This window comes from Bradyrhizobium sp. 153, assembly GCF_023073835.1.
Taxonomy (GTDB): Bacteria; Pseudomonadota; Alphaproteobacteria; order Rhizobiales; family Xanthobacteraceae; genus Bradyrhizobium.
Map to the genome: position 1 here is coordinate 1 of NZ_JADPKH010000126.1, position 22,065 is coordinate 22,065.

9 protein-coding genes and 2 pseudogenes are annotated in these 22,065 nt (G+C 59.6%); 3 read left to right on the forward strand and 8 right to left on the reverse strand.

Going from position 1 to position 22,065, the window contains the following annotated elements:
* Positions 1-228 precede the first annotated feature (228 nt).
* Positions 229-1,256 (forward strand): annotated as a pseudogene (locus tag IVA91_RS29655) (IS110 family transposase).
* A gap of 388 nt (positions 1,257-1,644) precedes the next feature.
* On the opposite strand, the pseudogene IVA91_RS29660 reads toward IVA91_RS29655, so the two are convergent.
* From IVA91_RS29660 to IVA91_RS29690, 7 genes and pseudogenes are all read right to left on the reverse strand, one after another.
* Positions 1,645-2,753, reverse strand: a pseudogene (locus IVA91_RS29660) (IS66 family transposase); the annotation flags it as partial.
* 381 nt (positions 2,754-3,134) lie between these two features.
* A complete protein-coding gene (locus tag IVA91_RS29665; RefSeq protein WP_247459855.1) occupies positions 3,135-3,557 on the reverse strand; it encodes a transposase in 423 nt (140 codons plus the stop codon).
* A gap of 1,214 nt (positions 3,558-4,771) precedes the next feature.
* A complete protein-coding gene (locus IVA91_RS29670) occupies positions 4,772-5,626 on the reverse strand; it encodes a hypothetical protein (protein ID WP_247459856.1) in 855 nt (284 codons plus the stop codon).
* 259 nt (positions 5,627-5,885) lie between these two features.
* A complete protein-coding gene (locus tag IVA91_RS29675) occupies positions 5,886-11,582 on the reverse strand; it encodes a LamG-like jellyroll fold domain-containing protein (protein WP_247459858.1) in 5,697 nt (1,898 codons plus the stop codon).
* Between the two features lie 163 nt (positions 11,583-11,745).
* The gene (locus IVA91_RS29680; protein WP_247459860.1) at positions 11,746-13,764 is read right to left on the reverse strand and encodes a DEAD/DEAH box helicase; all 2,019 of its coding nucleotides are present in this window, start codon (positions 13,762-13,764) and stop codon (positions 11,746-11,748) included.
* Positions 13,765-13,774: 10 nt separating this feature from the next.
* Positions 13,775-15,928, reverse strand: a complete 2,154-nt coding sequence (locus tag IVA91_RS29685; RefSeq protein ID WP_247459862.1) for a peptidase M50 — start codon at positions 15,926-15,928, stop codon at positions 13,775-13,777.
* A 10-nt stretch (positions 15,929-15,938) separates the two neighbouring features.
* Positions 15,939-17,855: an HlyD family efflux transporter periplasmic adaptor subunit gene (locus IVA91_RS29690; protein WP_247459864.1), complete on the reverse strand. Its 1,917-nt coding sequence runs from the start codon at positions 17,853-17,855 to the stop codon at positions 15,939-15,941.
* Positions 17,856-18,026: 171 nt separating this feature from the next.
* On the opposite strand from IVA91_RS29690, the gene IVA91_RS29695 reads away from it, so the two are divergent.
* On the forward strand, positions 18,027-18,956 hold the full coding sequence (locus tag IVA91_RS29695; RefSeq protein ID WP_247459866.1) for an efflux RND transporter periplasmic adaptor subunit: 930 nt from the start codon (positions 18,027-18,029) through the stop codon (positions 18,954-18,956).
* A 1,127-nt stretch (positions 18,957-20,083) separates the two neighbouring features.
* The gene (locus IVA91_RS29700) at positions 20,084-20,611 is read left to right on the forward strand and encodes a transglutaminase-like cysteine peptidase (RefSeq protein WP_256464856.1); all 528 of its coding nucleotides are present in this window, start codon (positions 20,084-20,086) and stop codon (positions 20,609-20,611) included.
* Between the two features lie 845 nt (positions 20,612-21,456).
* Here IVA91_RS29700 and IVA91_RS29705 read toward each other — a convergent pair.
* Positions 21,457-21,669 (reverse strand): hypothetical protein, encoded by a 213-nt coding sequence (locus tag IVA91_RS29705; RefSeq protein ID WP_247459870.1) that lies wholly within the window; start codon positions 21,667-21,669, stop codon positions 21,457-21,459.
* Positions 21,670-22,065: the final 396 nt, after the last annotated feature.

The following is a 22,065-nucleotide window of genomic DNA, read 5'->3' on the forward strand; positions in this document are numbered from 1 at the left end:
GCGGCCAGGCGCCGCTTCACAGGCCGAACATATGACCGCACCGTCATCCCTTGTTCAACCAGAGAAAGAGCTTGCAGCCCGGGCCGTTCCACATATGAGTCAGAGCCAAAATTGGACGCCGATGAGGGGTCAAATTTGCAAACGATGACGTAATTGCGGTCGGTGCTCGTGGCAGGAAAGCTCCGTTATCCTCAATCCCTCGCATTCAAATGATTCGAAGGAGCTCCCATGAAGCAGTACGTCGGGCTGGACGTCTCACAGAGAGAAACCGCTGTGTGCGTCGTCAACGAGACTGGTCAAGTAATCTTCGAAGGAAAAGCCAAGTCTAATCCTGGTGCCTTGACTGACCTGCTTCGCAAACATGCGCCTCATGCCGAGCGTATCGGCTTCGAGACCGGCGCGATGGCGAGTTGGTTATGGCATGAACTCCGCAGGGTTGAGCTTCCCGTGGTCTGCATCGACGCTCGGCATGCGCACGCAGCTTTGTCGGTCCGAATTAACAAGAGCGATCAGAATGATGCGCGAGGCCTTGCCGAACTGGTGCGGCTTGGATGGTATCGAGAGGTCAAAGTCAAAAGTGAGGAAAGCCAGAAGATCCGAGCGATCCTTGTCGCCAGATCTCGGCTAGTGTCCATGCGCCGAGACATCGAGAACCAGGTTCGCAGCTTGATCAAGGAATGTGGATTACTATTCCCTCGCGCGATCGGCCAACAGTTCCGCAACCAGGTCAGCGAACTCTTGGGCGTTGATCATTTGCTTCTCAGCGTGATATCGCCGCTGCTCTCGATCCATGAGAACGTTTGTCAACAACAAGGTAAGTTCGACAACGAGGTCCGCCGATTGGCAAAGCTGGACGAGACGACGCGTCGCCTGATGACAGTCCCGGGGGTCGGCGTCGTGACGGCCCTTACGTTCCGCCACACGATCGATGACCCCTCGCGCTTCCGATCGGCTTCGACGGTCGGCGCTTACCTCGGCCTTACGCCGAGGCGCAGTCAATCCGGCGAAACCGACACCAATGGAAAGATATCTCGATGGGGCGACGGGCTTCTCCGAACTTACTTGTTCGAGGCCGCCACTGTCCTTCTTTATCGAACCAAAAAGTGGTCTTCACTAAAGGCCTGGGGCATGAAGCTCGCCAAGCGGATCGGCATGAAGAAAGCAAAGGTCGCCATCGCCCGAAAGATCGCCGTGTTCTCCACTGCATCTGGGTCGATGGAACATCGTTCGACTGGGGGCAGCCGAAGCCAATCTGATATTTGCTCGCAAGTTCCTGGTCCGGTCCGCCGGACTGGCGATGTCCCGCTGGGACGGTGGTCGTGGTGACCTCGGTCAATCGGCCGGTGGCGGTTCGCCCGCACTCCGCTGCAAACGTTGAGGCGCCCGATCCGGACATCATCATGAGGCGCTCGCGACCTCGGAAAGGACCATGACCCCAGCTACGACATCCACCCCACCCCGCTCAAGCCGCCAACGACATCGATTGCCAATCCCGCTAGGCAATCGTCTCGCCATCCGCCATCGCTCCGTCTCCGCAACTTGACCAGCTCCGACGGAGCAATCGCTACCACCGTGTCACTGGAAGAGAGAAAGAATGGTAGCTTGACAACAAACCGCAATTAAAGGGAAAGGGCCGATTGACAATCGGCCGCGGAGGGCTTTCTCGACCGCGTAGATCTGGGCGATACGCTCGAGGGCCTCGCGGGCAACCGGAGCCGGTGCCGGCGAAGCCTCGCGCTCGATCTTCACAAACTGGCGCCGTAGATGCGACCAGCAGAAGGCGAGCGTACCGGACAGGGCGTCCGCACGCGTCTCTCGGGTCATGGTCTTGTAAGCCTCATAGCCATCGCAATGGATGATGCCGCGGTACTCCTCAAGCAGCCTCAAGCCATGAACGGCGCCGCGGCCCGGTGCATAGGCGTAAACCACGCCAGGTGGTCAGGTCCGGCCCAAGGCCTGTCATCGCGCGAGAGCGCCCAGAAGTAGCCGGTTTTGGTCCTGCCGCGCCCCGGATCCAGCACCGGCGCCGGGGTCTCATCAACACAGAGCTTCGGGGACCCGAGCAGAAGCTCGCGCAGACGATGCCACAAGGGCTTCAATTCCTGGGCGGCGTAGCCGACCCAGAAGGCGAGCGTGGAACGATCAATGGCAATTCCGTGGGTCGCCAGCATCTGCGCCTGGCAGTAGAGAGGCAAATGCCAATGATACTTGGCGTCGATCACATGCGCGACGAGCCGCTCGGCAGGCAATCCACCCCTTATCAGTCGCTCGGGAGCAGCGTGCTGGAGAACGACGCCCTGGCAGGCGCGGCAGGCCAGTTTGGGCCGGCGGGTGACGATTACGCGATACTGCGCCGGTACGACGTCCAGCCTCTGGCTCTCATCGTGACCAATCTCAACGAGATCGCCTTTGCAGGACGGGCAGCAGGTTGCAGCCGGCATCAGCGTTTCAACGATGCGTGGCAAATGCTCCGGCAACTGACCGCGATTGGCCCTGCGCTCGGCAGCTCTCTTCTCGCATGTTTTGGGATTGGCACGATCCTCGGCTGCTTCGAGAGCCGCGACGGCCTGATCGATATCCTCCAGAACAAGCTGTAGCTGATCAGCGTCAAGCTTTTCCGAGGATCTACCGAACTGCGCATCTTTTGCAAGCTTGAGCAACCGCTCGAGTCTCGCGCAGCGCTTCAGCAGAGCTGCGGCAAAGGCACGCAACTCGGCTGGATCGCTCGGCAGCACATCAGGCAAATCACTCATTGGCCCGAGTCTGCCATGCTTCGCGCCCCGATGCAGCGAAGATTTTATGCCCTACGCAAGTGCTTTCGGCTGCGGGATTCGAGGTGCGTGCATGCGTGTCCAATCCATGCCGGCCAGAAGCGCCGACAGCTGCGCGGCGTTCATCCGCATCACACCGTCATCAACCGGCGGCCATTGAAGGCGCCGCCCTCAAGCCGCTTCCAGTACAATCCCAAACGACGATCTTCACCCGATCGGCACGCTTCGCACGGAAGACCACTGCCACGCCCTTCATCGGATCGTGGCCCAGCGTGTCCTTCGCCAAGAGTGCCAAGCCATCCGCGCCCTTCCGGAAGTCTACAGGTCGGGTCGCAACGTAAATCATGAGGCCAGCGGGAGCCGTCAGCATGAACGTGTCCGGCGTAATGCCACAAACACATCACTCAGCACGGCAAGCCCAGGCGTTCCGCGCACCTCCACCCGTGCCCCCAGGAACTCAACCGTAACAGCGGCAGCCTCCGGCGATCCGGAGGGCGCGGCAGCCGCCGGCAGCGACGTCTCCGACACCAAAGGCACGAATGATAGTGTATCCGCCGAAGCCGGCAGCACCAGTTGACCTGAACGCGCCCGGCGCCGCCAGTCATGCACCTGCTGCGGCCGGCAGCCATGGCGGCGTGCGATGTCTGTTACAACCGCACCTGGCTCGAGGCTTTCCGCGACAATCTGTGCCTTCAAATCATCCGGCCACTGCTTTCGGCCTGCGCCAGCATACACTTCGATACGCTGCGTCAACGGTCGTCTTATCTCGTCCGAATGGTCGTCCATTATGAGCACCCTTGCCGAAGATGACTCTTCTAACGGTGCTCCCAAGGCTGCGCACAGACAATCCGAAGGGCCTCGGCGCTACGCTTACGCTACGCAGGCAAGTATTATAGCTTCAGCCCCTAGAATGACGACCAGCTCATCTGGCATTCTAAATCTGTCCTAACCCGGGGAATACCTGCTTGAAGATTTGGGCAGGTACAGCCTGTCCGGTCGGTCGGTGGCACCCGGCTTACACACAGCGCAGGGGTTGAATTCGACCGCCGCCGTCCCTCCCTGCTCGCAAGCCATACGCCACGAGCAGGATTACTCGACTATCGCGCTGTACAGAGGCCGATCAAGTCGCGCTCAGTCCGGTTTGCGTCGACGGCGCCTGATTATCCAATAGGCCGCATATGCAACTGCGGCGAAGGATAGTCCCGCGCCCGCGACGGGTCCAGGTGCGCCCTGTGCCGTCCCCTGACCGACGTAAGTGTAGCTTTGGTCAGGAGGAAAGAACAAAGTGGCAGTGAAATAGACGCCGGCCGGCACCGCTGCGGCCATCGTGAGGAAAATCGCAAGGACCCACCCGGGCAACGTCATATTTCTTCTCCCTTAGTCGTCAGTTAAAAGATAAATATTTAGCGGTATAATAATCGTTTAAATTAAATGTATGTCAATATAGATCTTGGGTAGACGCTGATAGATAATGCGCGCGCGACGATTTGACGCTGGCGCATCAGAGACCCGATTCTGCACGAGAAGTCCGGAAGTTCGTTGTGAATCACGCGGGACGATCTTGAATTTCAGTCCATGGGAGCAGTTCTGCATTGCAACCTAAGCTCTCCGCCACGTCGATGACAGGGGTGATGTGTCGAACGAATCCAAGTTCGCGAAGAAATCTCGACCACAGATAATGAAACACTGTCCAGGCTATCGGTTGTTGCGTGTACACTTCGCCTCGAAACACGACGAACGAGCGATCGGTTCCAGTTGCCAGATGTCGAACGAGATTTCGGTTCGATCCGTCGGGAGTAAGCTTAGCGACCTGCAATTGACATGACGCTCTGGTGGCTCGGATGATCAGAGTGCCAGTCGTAATTTCATTAGTTGCTACGACGCTGAAGTGATTTCTGTCGAGAAATCTAACAATATCCTCCCTGAGCTGGCCTGGATCTTCGGATGGTATCGCAATCTTCCATCCAGTGGCCAGCAACAGGACGGCCGCGATAAACCACTTAAATCGGGCGGAGGAGCTCACGCCTCACCCCCAGCACGCAGAAGCCGACCGTCAGGCCAAAAATGGCTGTGTTCGCGACCGCGGCTCCCCACCAACCATGGAACATGGCGTAGTGCCATTGGCTCAACCCCATAAAGCTTATGCGAGTGACATTCACTGCTACGACGGAGAAGCAAGCCATCAGACACCAGAATAGATCGTAAACAGTTTTCTTGTGGCTGACTAACTGGCTCACAGTCACCCAGCAGAGAAATGCAAGCGATACGTTTGCGAGCGAGGAACAGCCTGGCAGAATGACCAGAACGCCGGAAGCGTCGGCAAACTCGACGACGTCTCCAGTTCGAGGGGTGCGCAATATCCAACCAACGAGTGCGGCGTCGATCCGCAAAATTAGCTCAGCAAAGAAATGAAAGAACAGCCGGCTCCAAAGCATGGGCACGGTAACGGCCAGAAGGATAAGAGCGCCGCGCCGGGACGAGGAGGCATCGGACGTTTTGATGACGTAGAGACTGAGCGCGGTTACAGCCAGCCAGCTGGCTGGACCTACCGGTAGAATGGCGAGCAGCACAAAGGCCGCTCCCAAGACGAGTTCTGAAGAGCGAATCCCAACCGTTCGGTCTTGAAGAACGAAGGAAACTCCAGCGGCACATGATATCCAAACGATTACACTGATCTCAAACGTGCCGAGAAGCGCATCTAGCCATCCAAGTCCATGGACCGATTGAATGACGCGGGATGCGAGGCCACTGGCGCAGCCTACAGCAAATAGTCCTGCGAAGAATCCACCACGAGTCAGGTCCTTCATCAGCGGCGATGCGCAACTACCAAGTATCGGTTTATCCGAAGCAGTCATAATGCAGTGCCTTGTGTCGCTTCAATCTAGCCGTGAAGGGCTCCGACGCCAACCGGAGTGCCATTGAGAACCCATGAGGTCTCTCCAAGAGCTTTGCGCAAGCCGCGGTCCAGCTCGGTCCGGCACTTCGGTGCGTCAGTTCGACCAACCAGCCGCCAAGCGACTGTGGCGTGGGCGCGTTGGCTATTCAAGGCACTGCTGCACACGAGGCTGCACGCAACGGCATTGCCGCATAAGCCTTGCCGCCGCGACATCCGGACTACCCCACTGCCTTGAAGGTCGCGACCTGCATCACCCATGCCGCAGAGCCCTGGAGAGATGCTGTCGCACTGTAGCTACCCGTCGCGGTTACGAACCGGTCCTGGGCAATATCAAGGTCAGGCGTTGTAATGACACGCGTGGTAAAGCCGCTGCCTGCCGCAGTGAACCCACCCGTCGTCGTTCCGGCGCCAAAAATGAGCTCATGGGCGGTGGAGGTTGTAACGGCCCCGGTGCTGGCTGAACTGGTGGTGCCTGACGCCGAGGTGCCGACATCAAAGGGATTGGTGAGGGCGAGACCGCCGTACTCCAGAGCGCGAATGTCCACGTATTGAGTCGCGGTGTTGAAGGTCACTGTTACAGTGTTGGCGCCGGCAGCGGCTTGCTTGATATTCGGGGCGTAGTAGATGGCCTGGCTGATACCGCTGCCTCGCGCTGTCGGGACGGCGAGCTGATAGACATTGCCGGCCGAGTCCGTGACGGACGTGATATTCGATGTCGTGTTATTCCATCCGATCACGAGGATGTTCGTATTCCCTGTCGTCTGCGCGTTCGTGTAGGCGACCGATACCTGGGTCTGGTTGGTTTGCGGGGTGGCGGAAGTCACCTGGACGAATGCTAACGGTGCCGAGGTCGTGACGGCATTATAAGTCGCAGTATAGGTCGCACCACCGACGGGGGCTGTGATGATGTGATCTTGAGTGCCGCTATCCGACCACGATACGAAGTTGTAGGTCGTGCTTCCGACGGTCGCGTTGCGCGCTTCGATCTCATGATTGAAGCCGATCAACGTGTCATAGGTGAACGGCGTCGTGCGCGCGATGCCGTCCAGATACAGTGTTAATCCGGCAGGCGACGTGTTGAAATTGAGATTGACCTTATCGGGGAAGATCGTGACGGATTGGCTCGACTGCAGCCCGCTGGAATCGGTCACGGTCAGCGTTATTCGATACCGCGTGAATCCGCTGAAATCGTGCCCGGAGGTCGGGATCGTGAACGTGCCGCTGGTCACGCCGGTGATAGGAATACCCGGATGAACATGACCTTCGTGGAGGAAGTCGATATTCCAGGTATAGGCACTTGCGGGGAGTGTACCATCTTCGGCATCCGTCGCGGTGCCGCTGAATGTGATCACGTTGCCGGCCCTGAAGGTCGCGCCATCGGTCGGCGCAAGGAGGCTGACAACGGGACTATTACCGACGCTGATTGCGATCGGAGTCGACAGCGTGGAATTGACCCCGTCGGAGACCGTCAGCCGGGCCTGATACGGGCCCGCGACCGTATATGTGTGTGACGGGTTGGCCGCGGTGGAAGTCACGCCGTCACCGAAGTTCCACGAATAGGTGAGAGGCTTTCCTTCCGGATCGGATGAACCGTTGCTGGAGAAGTTGACGGTGAGCGGGCTTGGCCCTTTCGTTGGTGATGCCGAAGCCGTCGCTACCGGGGGCAGATCCGATTGAATGAATTCGATGCGGCGGATTTTGCTTACGCCGAACGTGCCGCTGATATCGGAATAGCCGAGGTCGACATAGTAAAGCGCACCATCGGGGCCTTCGGTCAAGTAGACAATGTCGCCGTAGGGGCCATCTACCGAGCCGTCGGCTGGCTCGAAGTTGAAGACGCCGGTGACGTTTCCGTTGGCATCGAAGGTGAGGCGCTTGATCCAGTTCTGAGTGTAATCCGCGAAAAAGAAGCTGCCCTGATAGCTGCTTGGGAATTGTGTGCCGTGATAGACAAATCCAGCGACGACTGCGGCGTCGCGTCCATTGTGCGGGTAGTAGTAAGCTGGTGCAGTGTAGGCGGGATTCCCGTTCGGAGTTTCTACGTTCGGCCAGCCGTAATTGGCACCCTTCGCTCCGATGTCGAGTTCCTCGATTGCGGTTGAATAGGCGTTTCCGCCGACATCGCCAATGATCAGCCGCCCCGTGGGCGCGTCGTAGTAGGCGCGGAAGGGATTCCGCAGACCAAGCGCCCATACCGCATCGTAGTTCGGTCCGCTGCCATCATAGAACGGATTATCGGTGGGAACGGTGCCGTCCATGTTATATCGCAGGATCTTGCCGCGCGGCTTCGTGAGGTCCTGCGATTCGCCGGCCTGAAAATGCTCCCCGGTCGTGAGCAGGATCTTGCCGTCGTTGCTGAAGTTGATAGCTCCACCGTGGTGTTCGGCATTGGCAATTTCCGTATCCTGATAGATGACGAACTCACTGCCGGGAACGGTGCCCGTCAGCGCTGCGTTCGCTGTGAAGCGCGAGAAGCGATCCACGTTCGGTGTGCCCAGCGTGTAGAAAATGTAGTAGTAATGATTGGTGTTGAAGTTGGGATCGAGTGCAATGTCATAGATGCCTTGCTGTACGCCCGCCGAGCCGATGTTGGTGAGTTGCAGGAAGGGCGTTGGATCTGGCGTGGTATAGGGCGGCGGCAATATCTTCACTGTGCCCGCAAGTTCCACCACCAGCATGCGGCCGTCGGGCAGGAATTTGATCGCGGTAGGTAGATTGAATCCCGTCGCCAGGATTTCGTTCTGGAAAAAGCTGCTGTTAGCGACGTTGACGGTTATCGGTGCTGACAACGTCGCATGTCCGTCTATGTCGGTCGCCATCGCAGCAATAGTGTGCGCGCCGTTGCTTGCCGTCCGCGTGTCCCATACAAGAGCGTATGGATCGGTCGCATCGGGGGAGCCGGTGGCCACATTGTCGATATAGAACTGCACATTGGCGATGCCGGTGTCGTCGGTTGCATCTGCAGTCACATTGACGATGCCGCTAACTTGCGCCCCATTGATTGGGGAATCTATCAAGACCTGCGGTGATCCGGTCGTCGGGTTACCGACGGGCGTCGTCATGTCCGATTGCACTTGGGCCAATGTCAGCGCGCGGTTGTAGATCCGCAGATCGTCGAGCGCTCCCTTGTAGAATTGCGCGGTCGAGGCATCCGCTCCGATGCGCATGGGATTTCCGCGCGCCGTGATCGTTGCCGACAGCGCCTGCGTGTTGACGAGGGTTCCGTTGACGTAGGTCTTGACCTGCGCACCATCGAAGGTGATGGCGAGGTGGGACCACTGGTTGAATGGCAAAGTGGTTCCTCCGGCGGCGACGAGCGCGCCGCTGGACGTCCCAATATAGAAATCGGTCTGATTGCCGCCGCGCAGTTCGAGTCCATATTGGTAGTAAGGCGACGACATAGTCGTATTCCAGAACTTCCCGATCACAACGGAGTCGCCGCTCGCGAGTGCCTGGGGATTGATCCACATCGACAGTGTAAGGGCATTACCGGAGATGTTCGTCGAAGCAGAGTTTGGAATGGAAATGAAGTCGTTGACTCCGTCAAAGCTCGCGGCGCGGCCGTTCTTGCCGGCTATCCAAGCAACGCCGTTGTTGAGTGTCGCTAGGTTCGACTGCCCTGAGGAGTCGCCCGCAGTCGTTCCGGATCCTTCATCGAACGAATAGGCAGCAACCAAACCCGGTGTTTGAGTGTTCGATACCGTGATGCTGACGGGTAGCGAAACGCCGGTGTTTCCGGAGTTATCCCGTGCGCGCGCCGTGATCGTGTGGACGCCATTGGCAAGCGTCGACGAGTCCCAGCTGATGCTGTAGGGCGACGTCGTGTCTTCCCCTCCGCCGACCGCGACATTGTCCACCAGGAAGGTCACGCCAGCCACTCCGACATTATCGGATGCATTGGCACTGATTGTAATCGTACCAGAGACGGTCGCAGATCCCGTCGGCGCGGTGATCGTGGCGGTGGGCAATGTCGTGTCGGGCGTCAGCGTCGTGGCACTGGCCGGCGCGGATTGTCCGGAGAGGTTCGATGCCGCGTCCCTCGCCCGCACGGTATAAGTGTAGGATGTGCCTGGCGACAGGCCGGTATCGCTGAACGTGGTCGTTGTCGGGGTACCAACTTGCGCACCATTGCGGAAGACCTGATAGCCGGTGACCGCAACGTTGTCGGTCGAGGCGTTCCACGAAAGATTGATCTGCGTTGTCGAAGCCGCGGTCGCCACCAGGCCTGTAGGAGTAGATGGCGGCGTAGCGTCCTGGCTGGCAGACGTCGTGAATGTGGCGTTTGAGCCGATCCTTTCGTTTCCGGCAGCGTCGATCGAACGGACGCGGTAATTGTAAGTAGTGTTGGGAGCAAGGCCGGTTAGCGCAACGCTGTGTGCCGTCACCAGGGCCGTATCTAGCGTCGTCGACGATCCGTAACCGGTCGTCAGCCCATACTCGACCCGCGAAGTCGCAGCTTCATTGGTCGTCCATGTGACTCGTGCGGTGCTGCCGGTAATATTCGTTGCCGTCTGCCCGGAGATCGTTGGTGCGGTTGTGTCGAGCACGATGGTATCTGTTGCCGCCGCGGACCAGTTGCCAGCGGCGTCCATGAACTGGACATAGACCGTCTTGGTGCCTCCCGTTGCGTTCGACAACGTCCAGGCCTTAGTCGGGGCGAAAGCTTCCGCCGTCGAATACGAACTCCCGCTGTTCGAGAAGCGCATCTGCTTGACGGAAGTCACTGCATCGGTCGCAGTGAGCGTAAGCGTGACTGAGGTGCTGTTGGTTGCCGCGGCGCCGCCGTTGATTGTCACCGTACCGGTCGGCGCTTGATTATCGACCGTAACGTTGACCGGCGTCGAAGTGGTTATGTTGTTGGCAGCATCGCGTGCCTGCGCGGTCAGCGCATGCGAGCCGTTCGATGCCGTGGTCGTGGTCCATGAGACGCCGTACGGCGAGGTGGTATCCTCCGTACCGAGCAGGGTGTTGCCATCGAGCAAAAACTTGACTCCGGCAACGCCGATGTTGTCCGACGCGCTCGCTGCGAGACTCACGGTGCCGGATACGATCGAGGCGGGAGGCGTGAAGGACACGGTCGGGGCAATCGTGTCTGCCGTTCCGGCGAGGGGAGTTGCCATATCGGTTTGGATCTGATCGGGGGTGAGCGCATGATTGGCGATGCGCACGTCATCGATAAGGCCAGGAAACTCGAATCCTGCACGGCCCGGCCGACTTCCGATATTCACGTTGGCCATTGAATTCTGCTGGGAACTCGTGACCGTGCCGATCAACTGTCCGTTGTCGAGGACGCCATTGAGATAGACGTTCAAAGTTTGGCCAGCGGCGTCATAGACGCCGGCGACGTGATACCAAGTGTTGGGCTGCAACGCCGTCGCGCCGTAGCGGAACATCTGTCCGCCCGAGCTGTTGGTGAGCTTGAATCCGATCGTGCGAGGTCCAGTGTCCGCGGTGATGTCAAGCTGGTATCCGGATTCGCCCCAGGTTCGCTTGGATACAACGGGCGCATCGTCAGCGGGGAACGAGCGGACGTAAACCCACGCACTGAGAGTCATGCTGCCAGTCAGTTGCAGCGCAGTCGGATTCCCGAGATCGACGAAGTCGTTCACGCCGTCGAGTGCGACCGCATTGCCGTATCTTCCGGCTGTGAAGGTCGCACCGTTCGTGAGCGTGCCGACGATGCCGTGACCGGATGCATCTGCCGTTGTGGTGCCCGAGACCTCGTTGAAGGCGTAGCCTGCGGTGATGCCAAGAGGATCCGCGGCGAGCAGCATGCGCGGCTCGAGCGTCTCGATGATCAGCGGCGAATGACTAGCATCGCGTTTGCCATCGACGATCGTCTTGCGATCGCTCCTCGCGCTGCCGTGAATGCTCCGTCGCGCCAGATGGCCGAAAAAGCCCCAGGAACCCGACATCGTTGTCTCCGAATACCACAACCCGAAATCGTGCCAGATCATTTAATGTCTATTTAATGTCCATTTAAATAGTACCATAATGCATCGCCTTCGCTACAGATTTATAAACTTTTTACATAAATAAAATAATATTTACGTGTGCTTCGGGTGGATGCGGGGACCATCATTCAGTCCCGGCGAAGCTGAGAATTCTGTTGAAACGAAGATCTTCGGCGAGGGCGGTCCGTCTGGCTCGCCCGTGAAGACGCTCGGCCGCGTGTTGGCCATAGCTGCGTAATACGCGTCCTAATGCTCCTTGAATTGGCTGCGTTCGTTTCGATTGTTTGCCTAATAACCGAAGAAGCTTCGGATTCATAAAGCGTCTGAAAAGCTCATCATCGAGCGCGACAATCGTTTCGTAGCTACCGGGGTCACCCTGGCGGCCAGCGCGCCCAAAGAGTTGGCGGTCGATGCGGCGGGACTCGTGATATTCGGTTAGGATGACATGCAAGCCGCCTCGGGTCCGGACCGCAGGATGTAGTTGTATGTCGGTGCCCCGGCCCGCCATGTTGGTAGCGACGGTAATGCGGCCCGGTTGACCCGCGCCCGCAATGATCTCGGCTTCGGCGTGGTCCTGTCGCGCGTTAAGAACCACGGATTCGAGTCCCGATCTGCTAAGCAACAGCGAAATTTGCTCAGAGGCTTCAACCGAGCGGGTCCCGACGAGCACGGCGCGACCTTTGCGAACGATATCGTGAACTGAATCGACCACGGCGTCCCATTTGAGGTTGGCCGTCGGAAACAAGCGTGTGCCGGCGTTCGCTCGTCGCAATGGCCGGTTTGTTGGAATCCTTACAACGCGGAGGCCATAGACGCCGTATAGTTCCCCTGCCGGCTCGGTCGCCGTCCCGGACATGCCGCAAAGATGCATGTAGCGCCGAAAGAAGCGTTGATAGGTTATTTGCGCAAGGGTGGTGCGTCGCTCCGTGATGGTGCAATGTTCCTTGGCTTCGATGAGCTGGTGAATGCCGCCTTCCCACGACCGGTCCGGCATGATGCGCCCGGTATACTCGTCGACGATCTGCACCTTGCCATCAGCGACGATATACTGGACGTCCCGTCGGTAGAGATGAAGAGCGGCAAGCGCATGCTGCGCGAGTTCTTCGCGCGCGCGCCGGACCGCCCATAGTCCTGGTAGTCCTGCAGCGAGCTGAGCGATCCGGCTCTCGCCGCGGGCGGTCAGCCGCACCGACTTCTCGTTTTCGCGCGCATGAAAATCCTCGCCGGGCACCAGGCGTCGAGCGAGATCTAGTGCGGCCTCGTACAGGCCGCCGGCGTTCTCGGGCCCTTCTTGCGCCCCGGAGAGGATCAATGGCACGCGCGCCTCATCGATCAGGACGCTGTCAGCCTCGTCTACGATCGCGAAATGCAGACCGCGCAAAAGTGGTGATTGATGGTGGCTAGCAAGTCTGCTGTTGAATATTGTGTCGAGAGCAAGCCGAGAAAGGGCACGGCGGGGGCCGAGCGCGAGCCGATCGCGGAGATAGTCGAACACAAGCTCCTTGTTGGTACAATAGGTGACGTCACTTGCGTAGGCTCTTTGCCGCTCCTGCTGCGACTGCCCGTGCTCGACGAGCCCGACCGTGAGATCGAGCGCATTGCAGATGGGTGCGAGCTGTTCGGCGTCGCGGCGCGCGAGATAGTCGTTGACCGTGATGATATGAACCGGACGGCCCATGAGTGCGGCGGTGATCGCCGGCAGCAGCGCCGTCAAGGTCTTGCCTTCACCGGTTTCCATTTCGGCGACCGCGCCTCCCATCATGGCAGCGCCGCCGAGCAATTGTACCGGAAAGAGACGCATCCCGACGTGACGACGCGCCGCCTCGCGCGCAAGCGCAAACGAACGCGCCATTTGATGCGAGTAGAGGGGAGTTGACAGCAATGATGCGCGCAGCTCCTCCGCAGTATCGCGCAAACGCTGGTTCGTCAGAACAGCGAACTGCGGTTCCAGATCGCCGACCAACCGGGCAAAACGGACGAGGCGGTCACGCGCGATGGCCGGCTGCAGGAGGGGCAAGACCCGGCCCCAAGCGTCGAGCAGGGCAGCATCGAGTCCAATCTCTCGGCGAGCGGCTTGCTCCGCATAGGGTGCGTCCACCGCCACCGAGGCCAAACCGACGAAGTGTCCCTTGCGCTTGAGCATACGGATGCCCTCAGACCTGCAGCTGAGACAGCAGTAATTGTCGCAGACGGCGCCAGATCTGCTGGCCCGGCGGCTCCCAGTTGAAGTTGAAGCGGACGTAGGCGCGGCCGCCGAATGCGGTGGCCGCCGGTGCATTCTCGGGCAGTACAAGATCAATTTGGAAGACACGTTGCAGCGTCTTTATGCCTTCGGGATCGCCAGGGTCGACGGTGAAAGCGCCGCCGCCGGCGCCCCCTAAGGCCCTGCTGGGAAGGACGTCACGGCCTGCCGGTATTTCGCGAATGGACTCAACGGGCAACGTCTCATCAGGGCGCTCTGCGAGTTTAACTTCGGCGCTCTGCAACCGATGGCGAACGAGGTCGATGTCGTCCTGACGGATTGTTGCACGCACGATGCGTGAACCGGGAGTAAGTACGTAGCCGATCTGTTGCCCCTCGCGCAGGAAGCGTCCCGGCAGATCCTCTGGTTTCATAACGGCAAAGGTGCCCTCGCTGCGGCTGCGCACGATGAGGCGCGCGGCGCGATCCGTCGTGCTCGCGAGCTCGGCGCGTACCTGCCCCAATTCCGTCGTGGTGATCTCCGCGCTCGCACGGTCGGTAAAGCGCTCGATCTCAAGCCTCGCCTCGAGTTCGGCGACGCGTGCGCGGAGAATTGAGAGTTCAGCCTGGAGTGTTGATTCCTCGCTTTCGACCAGCGCTTCTCCGGCTGTGACGTTCATGCCCGGACGGACCAGAAACGCGCGCGCGAAGCCGTCGGTTCTCGCGCGTACGATTGCATTCTCCGGCAACCAGACGACGCCTTCCGTCGTGGTATAAGAAGGGACCGGAATTAGGATAAGCATCAACCCGGTGGCCAGAATCATGCCGAAGGTCGCCGCCACGACGCGGCCGCGATTGCGATGAAGGCTCGGGCTCGCTAGCACGAACCACAGGGCCTTGCCGATCGGCAGCGCAACACCTGTTAGCAGGCTCCAGACCGCGATCGAGACGCCGAGGGCGAGATACTGCGAGGCGAGGAACATAGCGATCGCGAGCATCACGACCTGCCGGTAAAGGAAAGCAGTCGGTGCGTATAAAAGGAGCCAGACTCGTTCACCAGCCGTGGCTACGAAATCCTTAGATCCATCCGCTCGAAACGCGTAGCGATTGACAATGTAGCTCCAGTACCGGGTAGCACGCTGCGCCAGGTTCGGGATTTCCAGCAGATCCGCGAGAATGTAGTAGCCGTCATATCGCAGGAGTGGATTGCCGTTGTATACCACGGTCGAGACACCGGCCACGGCCAGTGCGTCGAATGCGAGCGCGCGGACAAGTCCAGCCTCAACGGTAAGCCATACGTAAAGCGCGAGCGCAGCGAAGAACATTTCGAAAATCATTCCGGCCGCGCCGACAAGAGCGCGCCTCCACTTGCTGCGGAATGCCGATGCGGCAGAGGCGTCGACATAGGGCAACGGGGCGAACACCAGGATCATGACTCCTAATTCGGGTACTGTTCCCCCGAACGCCGTGACCGCAAATCCGTGCCCAAATTCATGCAAGGTCTTGAGCAGGAGATACACCAGCGCGAGCGACAGAAGGTTGTCGGTGGCTAGGATTCGGTCGGAGGCGTCGGCTGTTAATTCCTGCCAGTGTTGTGCCGCGAACAGAGGCGCCGGCAACACCACCAATAGCCACAGCAAGGCACCCGGCAACCCAAATAACCATTCTGCAAGCGGCCGGGTATGCTCGAAAAACCTGACCGGATGCCAGAGCGGAATCCGCAGGGCCAGCGGGTAGATCACGTTGCCGAGCCACCTGGAGCGTTTAGCTTTCGCGGCACGTGCGACCAGCGCATTTGCATCCGGAGTCACTTCGGTTTGTAACAGGTCAAAAGCGCTGAGTTCGGCCAACAATTGGATGGCGTCGCTCTGGCTCGGCGCCTCCTCTGCAAGAGCGGATCCGACCTCGTGCCAGATTTGGTCAACCGTTCGCACGCCGTCCATCGCAGCCACGATCATGTAGCCGGCGGGCGACAAGCGGTGCATGCGGCCGGTCGCGTGATCCTGCACGACGTACCAAATGCAGCCCCGATACCGATGTCGGTGCACCGAGGTGTGGTCGCGAAGCTTCGGCCTGCGTTGCGCGACGCGATACCAGGACGAGCTTAGAAACGGGGCTGCGGTCATATTGCCCCTCTCACGGCAGGTACTTCCACGCGGCAAGTCGCAGCCAATCGATGATAGGATGCAGCCAGATCCACGCAATCGGGCGTCGTCCGGAATTGATCTTTGCAACGCCTTCCATCCCGGGGCGCAATGCAAGGCCCGCTTCCGAGAGGCGAGCCTCAATCCGAAAAGCGTTACGCCCTTCCTCGGCGAGCGTAACCGGCGTGATCTTGTTCAGGGTCATCGGCACCGGTTCGCCGGGCCTGCCTGCGAGTGCAACGGTGCCGCTCTGCCCGACTGCCACGAAGCGAACGTCACGTTCGTCGACCTGAACGATCAAACGATAGGAATTGAGCGGCGCCACCTCGAACAGCGTTTTTCCCTTCTCGACGGGAGAACCGAGCATCTGGCTGAGGTCGCCCGAGACGACGACACCGTCGAATGGAGCGAGGATCCGGGTGCGCGCGAGCTTCTCTTCCGCGAGTGCCAACTGCGCCTCCGCCTGCCGGATCTGCGGTTCCAGTACCACGAGGCCGTTGCGATTGTGCTTGGCGAGCGCCTCGCGATCGCGTTGAAGCAGCTTGTCGAGTTCGGCGCGCCACTTCAACCGATCGAGAACGAGATCCCGGTCGTCAAGCTGGGCGAGAAGGTCGCCCTGCCGCACCGTGTCGCCAGCTCGTGCCGGGGCCGCTCGAACAAATCCGTCGAACGGAGCCACAGCTGCGCGCTGCACTTCGGCCTCAAGCACCGATTTCGCGGTGACGCGGTGCTCGCCTTTCGCAAAGACCAAGGTTAGCGCAAGCACTATGACACTGCCGACGCAGAGCTTGAGGGTCGGCCGCCGTGGGCCGAACAGTGCCGCGCATCCGTCGCCGATACCGTCAACCACACGTCCGCCCAAGAGCCGGTTCGCCCGCACTTGCAAAGCGATCTGAGGTCCCAACAGCGCCGCGATCCCCTCTACCAACTTCAGCGTGTCGTCCGTAAAGGGGTCGGCGCGGTGACGTTCGAAAGTGAGAGCGCCGGCCGGTTCTCCATGGGGGCCGGCTAGTATAGCTGACATCGTCGACGAGCCGGACGCCTTTGCTTCCTCCGCCAGTGCCCGATGGGCGATGGCCACGACGCGTCCCATCGTCGGCAATGGCGGATAAACGACGCATCCACGCTGCTCGATCGCCTCTTCCATTGCGCTCTCGATCGCATTGACGAGGCGGCTCTCGCGTTTGAAGCTAGCCGAGAACGAAATCGCGCGCAGGCAGATTGTGCCATTCCGACCAACAATACCTAGCGATACGCGCTCGCACCGCAGGCGGGTTGTCAGCTCATTGACCACCGCGATTGCCATACCGCTCAGCCGCGGCTGCGCGTTCACTGTGACCAGGAGGTCGAGGCACGATGCCGCTCGCGTTACGTCAGACGAGAGATCCTTAGTGTGCCTGGCCCAAGGCAATGCCTCGAGCCAGCCCGCACCCCAGCGCAATTGCTCCGCGACGATCGCCGGGGTGACGAGGGGCTTGGCGGCCGTCGTCGTCAATGCGATGGCTACAGCCGCAATCGGCTCGTTCGTAGTGCCGAGCGGCAGGGCGACTATCAGGGCCACAGGTTGCGCGGGCCTGGAATCAGGACCGACGCGACCCGGAGCAATGACCAAGCGGCGTTCCGCGTAGGCGGTTTCGGCCAGGCGCATGAGATCGCTGGCATCCACATCCCGAGGCGGCCACGTTACCGATAGTAACGGAGCAGTTGAATCCACCCGCCGCAGCAGCAACAGACCCGCTGACACGCCGGCAATACGGCTGCATTGCAGCGCCAACCAGGCCGAAACAAATGTCGCTTCGTTTCCCGCGTTCAGCAATCCTTGCCAGTGCGGCGATGTCGTCGCATCTGCGGGCACCTGCCGCAATTGCGGGGCGGGGCCCCCGCTTGCTCTCAAGTCGGGTTCAGACATGTGTTGTCCACAAGAGCGCCGACCAATGACTTTGGTGGTGTTGTCGGAGGGTGGCAGTCATCTTGCGCCAATCCATCGGCTATATTATTTTTTGAATATGCCATTTTAAGTTAATTAAATCCAATTGATATTATATACAAATAGGGCAGAAGGAATTCGATGGGAACTCGCATGATGCGCCCGATTGAGGGAATTGCCCGCAGAGCTCAGCGGATGAACTACGTCGTTTTGTGCTTGTACCTACCGGTGGGGATCTTGCTTGCCGGTTCCGGTGCAAGGGCAGAGACCCCAGAAATCTCGACGGGGGAGCGGGAATTCAATTGCGTGATCGAGCCGCAACAAACCGTCAAGCTGGCGAGCCCCACAGTCGGCATGATCGCGCGCCTCGATGTTGATCGCGGCGATATCGTTCGGGAGGGCCAGATCATTGGCAAGATCGAAGATGGAGTCGAGGCCGCAACGCTGGCGCTCGCGCGGGCCCGCGCAACCAATGATGCTCCCGTGAAGTCGGCCGAAGCCCGCGCGCAGTTCCTGCGTCAAAAACATGAGCGTTTAAAGGAGCTTCATACAAGGTCCGTCAGTCCACTCGCTTCACTTCAGGAAGCCGAAGCGGAGGTGCAGGTTGCCGAGCAGCAACTCAAGGAGGCGCAACTCAACCGGGAGCTTGCTCGCTTGGAAGTCGCGCACGCCGAAGAGGTTGTGAATCAACGCGCGCTGCGCAGTCCGATCGACGGCGTGGTGGTCGAGCGGCTTCTCGTTCCGGGTGAATATCGAAATGACCAGAGCCCAGTCCTCACCCTCGCACAGATTGATCCGCTGAGGGTCGAAGTGTTCGTGCCCACCGCATATTTTGGTCAGATCCGTGCCGGCAGCAGAGCCAAGGTGCGACCGGAGCTGCCCATCGGGGGCGTCCATATTGCCTCTGTCATCGTTGTCGACCGCGTCCTCGACGCCGCCAGCGGAACGTTCGGGGTGCGTCTGGCCTTGCCAAACCCGCGTTTGGCGCTGCCTGGGGGAATTCGCTGCAAAGTCGCATTCGTGTTGGAGGGCGGCAATCCGGCTCTGATGGCTGGTGACGCGCCATCATCCTTTCAAAAATAGAGTGCGTCGATCATCGCGAGAGCCTGAGCGGTTGATTCTGGTGAGGCCGAAGTGCGGTTTACTAAGTCTCTGCAGGAAAAGGTTCACTTGTATTAATTTAATCGCGCCATTTATTGAATTTGAAATTTAATATGACGCTGAGTTCTGGCGGAAACATCGAGTTCGTCGGCGAGATCGAATGCGATGGCAAGCCCATCGTGGTCGGGGCAGCGGCCCCATTTGGACACGTGTCTTGTAGAATCCTCGTGAGATAATCCACGCGCTCCCGATCTACTCGGACGCCGTCGAACGCGAGAACCGATTGGAGCGGCACCTGATTCTGGAACGGCTCGCCCCCGCCCTACGCGCACAGATTTCCCGTCGCGAGCGCATTACCCACTGATCAAGGGACGCCGGTAGATTGCCGGAGGCGATCGAAAAGGCGCAGCCGTCATGATCGGTCAGTGGGGTCAAATCGGCTGCCTTGACAAACAACGCGACCAACACTCGGCATCGCCGGACTTGAACGTCCAATCCGAGCGTCCGGATCGAACCCCGATTCCAAGGCTTCCATCGCAGGCTGGCGATTTCGACTCGCGTCCCCGCCCTGCGCACAAAATTCGGCGCACAACCGCGGACCGAGTGCGCGGCGCTTCTCTGTTGTAAAAAATATGTTTGCTCATTGCAGCCATTCGCTTGGGGGGCGAAGTCACCGCTACGATTGTCGTCTGACCTATGAGGGGGACGAAGTTGGGGCGAGCGCTCCTTCGGCGCCGTCCGCCCGATAACAGCGCGACGCTCGCGACGTGAACACAACCGTCGGTGATAGGATGGCATAACCGCGTAAGAGCAGCAGCGCTCCCGGAGAGAAGCAACCGACGCGCATTTGAACCTGCTTCTCCGCCGGCGGGCCGAGCGTTTTAGTCGGAGGCGCGATAATCGCGTCGTTATTTTTATTGCCAATTATATAAATTAAATATATTTAAAATGGGCGAATTAATCGCGCAGTTCTGCCCATAGCCTGGCTGCGACTGGATCCGAACCTCAATAGGGCTCGGCAGATGTATCGAGTCTCCGGCTCCGTCTTGGTTATAGCGATCGCCATGATGGCCGGAGGTACTCCATGGGCGGGGGCAGGACGCTTGGCGATGCCTACGCCTCCTCAAGCGGCACTAGGGCGCATCGAACTTGGACGGCCCACACTTCCGCCTCTGACGTACACGATGTTCTGCCTGCGCTACGAGGCCGAGTGCCGCTCGCGGCGGGGCTTCCGCGGCGGTCCAGTTCGGCTGACGGAGGAACGGTGGGCGGATCTCTTAGAGGTCAATGGTCTGGTCAACTTGTCCATTGTGCCTGCGCCCAACAATCTCGGCTTAGACGGCGAGGCGTGGAGCATCAATCCCGATCGCGGGGACTGCAATGATTACGCTGTAAGCAAACGTCACGAACTCCTTCAGCGTGGCTGGCCGGCGCGGGCCTTGCTCCTGAGCGAGGTCATCGTCAGTTCTGGAGAGCATCATTTGGTGCTGCTCGTGCGCACCCGGAGCGGCGATCTCGTGCTCGACAATCTTGCTTCAGAGATCAAGCTGTGGTCGCGGGTCCCCTATCGTTGGGTTCGTGTACAAATGCCGAGCAGCAATCAGCTGTGGTCGACGATCGACCGCAAAAAGGTATAAATTTGGCCGAGCCAGCACAACGCAATCACCATTTCCTTTCCACGACCAGTAACCTGTCGCGAAAGGCGCGGAACCTTTCGTCGGGACCGACCAGGAGCCCGATCAGGCACACGGCCGGGTGACCACTACGAACCGACCGTTCGATCGGCCAGTCCCATCGAGCGCCGGGTTGAGTGTGAGCTCGGTCGAGGCCTTCGGGTAGGAGGAGCGGGGGCGGCAAGCACCTCGAAGTCTCCCGGTATGGCGTTTGCCGAGAGGACTTGGGTCATATTGAAGGGGAAATTCATCTCAACGTTGCTCTTGTTCCAAGCTCCGAACAGCGAGCTTGATCGCGTCTGTCGACCTGCCCGCTGGCGTCGTTCCGGCTTCCAGCCCATAGCTCGTTCGCGACCGGTCGCGGTGAGATCTGGAGGTCCGCCCACCAAGGCGTCTTGTTACCATTGCGGTGCAGGTCTTCATCTTGACGATGCGTACGGTGAATTCGTCGCTGACCTTGCGGGCGAACTTGACCCGGCTAGCGTCGGACGGAAGCTGTTTGCAGACCAGGAAGGCCTGAGCGCGAAGGAAGAGCGATCGGCCTTGCTGTGCTTGCGCGATTCTTGGCGAAGGCGAGTCCAGCCTCAGCGCTCAAACTGGGTGGACGCTTTTCGCACCGGCCTGCCAAGGTTCAAGAGGAGGACTATTCTCGGTTGGCCATGAGTCTGAGCGGCAGCTTTTTTGCCTTTGATCTGGTTGGCGGCTGCGGGGCGCCGCCTCCTGAAGCGAGTCCTTCAGTCGCAGGCGGCCGAAACTAGGAGACCGGCGCCGGTACCGCCGAGCTGCGCGTCCTAAGCTGCGTAGGGGCCCTACGTTCCGGGCTTCTTCAAACCGCCGCGCATGGCCGAGAAGTTTAAGGTGGTGGGATGAAGGGTCTCGCCGGCCCGCCGACGGTGAACCTTGCCGCGGCCGATCTCAATTTCCTCGTCTTCCTCGGCGATCGCCGCCAGATCCAACAACGTCCCAGCCTTGCCGGTCTCGAGCAGGTAGCCGCTGAGATCGTTCAGGTGAACGCGTTGCATGACGACGGTGATGACGCCCTATCGTCTAACCGCGACCTGAGCGTGTTGGAGAACCACAGGTTGATGGCGTCCGGCTTTTGCGGATCATCGATAATGAAAATATCGCCGCCTGGGCGCTGTCCGCATCGTTTGGTCCAGGAAGGATGCAATTCGGCGATTGTCATCTCGCCGGGCGCTTGAAGGAATTCGCGGTGTTTGATGTTGCCGCGACCGACTGTCTATTTGATCGAGACGTTGTACGGAGGATCCGCAAAACACCATCGCTACTTGTTCTCCGACCCTCAGCGCGGGCTAGATGTAAGCGCTTAGCCGGAGCCCTTGGTTCGGGATCGGGATAGCTGTGCGAAGAAGCCTCCGGGTTGGACGGAGGTTTGAGATGGGATTGGACAGCAAAAA

Coding starts and splice junctions, on each gene's coding strand:
- IVA91_RS29665 (WP_247459855.1), bottom strand. CDS start 3,557: ATGGACGACCATTCGGACGAGATAAGACGACCGTTGACGCAGCGTATC.
- IVA91_RS29670 (WP_247459856.1), bottom strand. CDS start 5,626: ATGACTGCTTCGGATAAACCGATACTTGGTAGTTGCGCATCGCCGCTG.
- IVA91_RS29675 (WP_247459858.1), bottom strand. CDS start 11,582: ATGTCGGGTTCCTGGGGCTTTTTCGGCCATCTGGCGCGACGGAGCATT.
- IVA91_RS29680 (WP_247459860.1), bottom strand. CDS start 13,764: ATGCTCAAGCGCAAGGGACACTTCGTCGGTTTGGCCTCGGTGGCGGTG.
- IVA91_RS29685 (WP_247459862.1), bottom strand. CDS start 15,928: ATGACCGCAGCCCCGTTTCTAAGCTCGTCCTGGTATCGCGTCGCGCAA.
- IVA91_RS29690 (WP_247459864.1), bottom strand. CDS start 17,855: ATGTCTGAACCCGACTTGAGAGCAAGCGGGGGCCCCGCCCCGCAATTG.
- IVA91_RS29695 (WP_247459866.1), top strand. CDS start 18,027: ATGATGCGCCCGATTGAGGGAATTGCCCGCAGAGCTCAGCGGATGAAC.
- IVA91_RS29700 (WP_256464856.1), top strand. CDS start 20,084: ATGCCTACGCCTCCTCAAGCGGCACTAGGGCGCATCGAACTTGGACGG.
- IVA91_RS29705 (WP_247459870.1), bottom strand. CDS start 21,669: ATGCAACGCGTTCACCTGAACGATCTCAGCGGCTACCTGCTCGAGACC.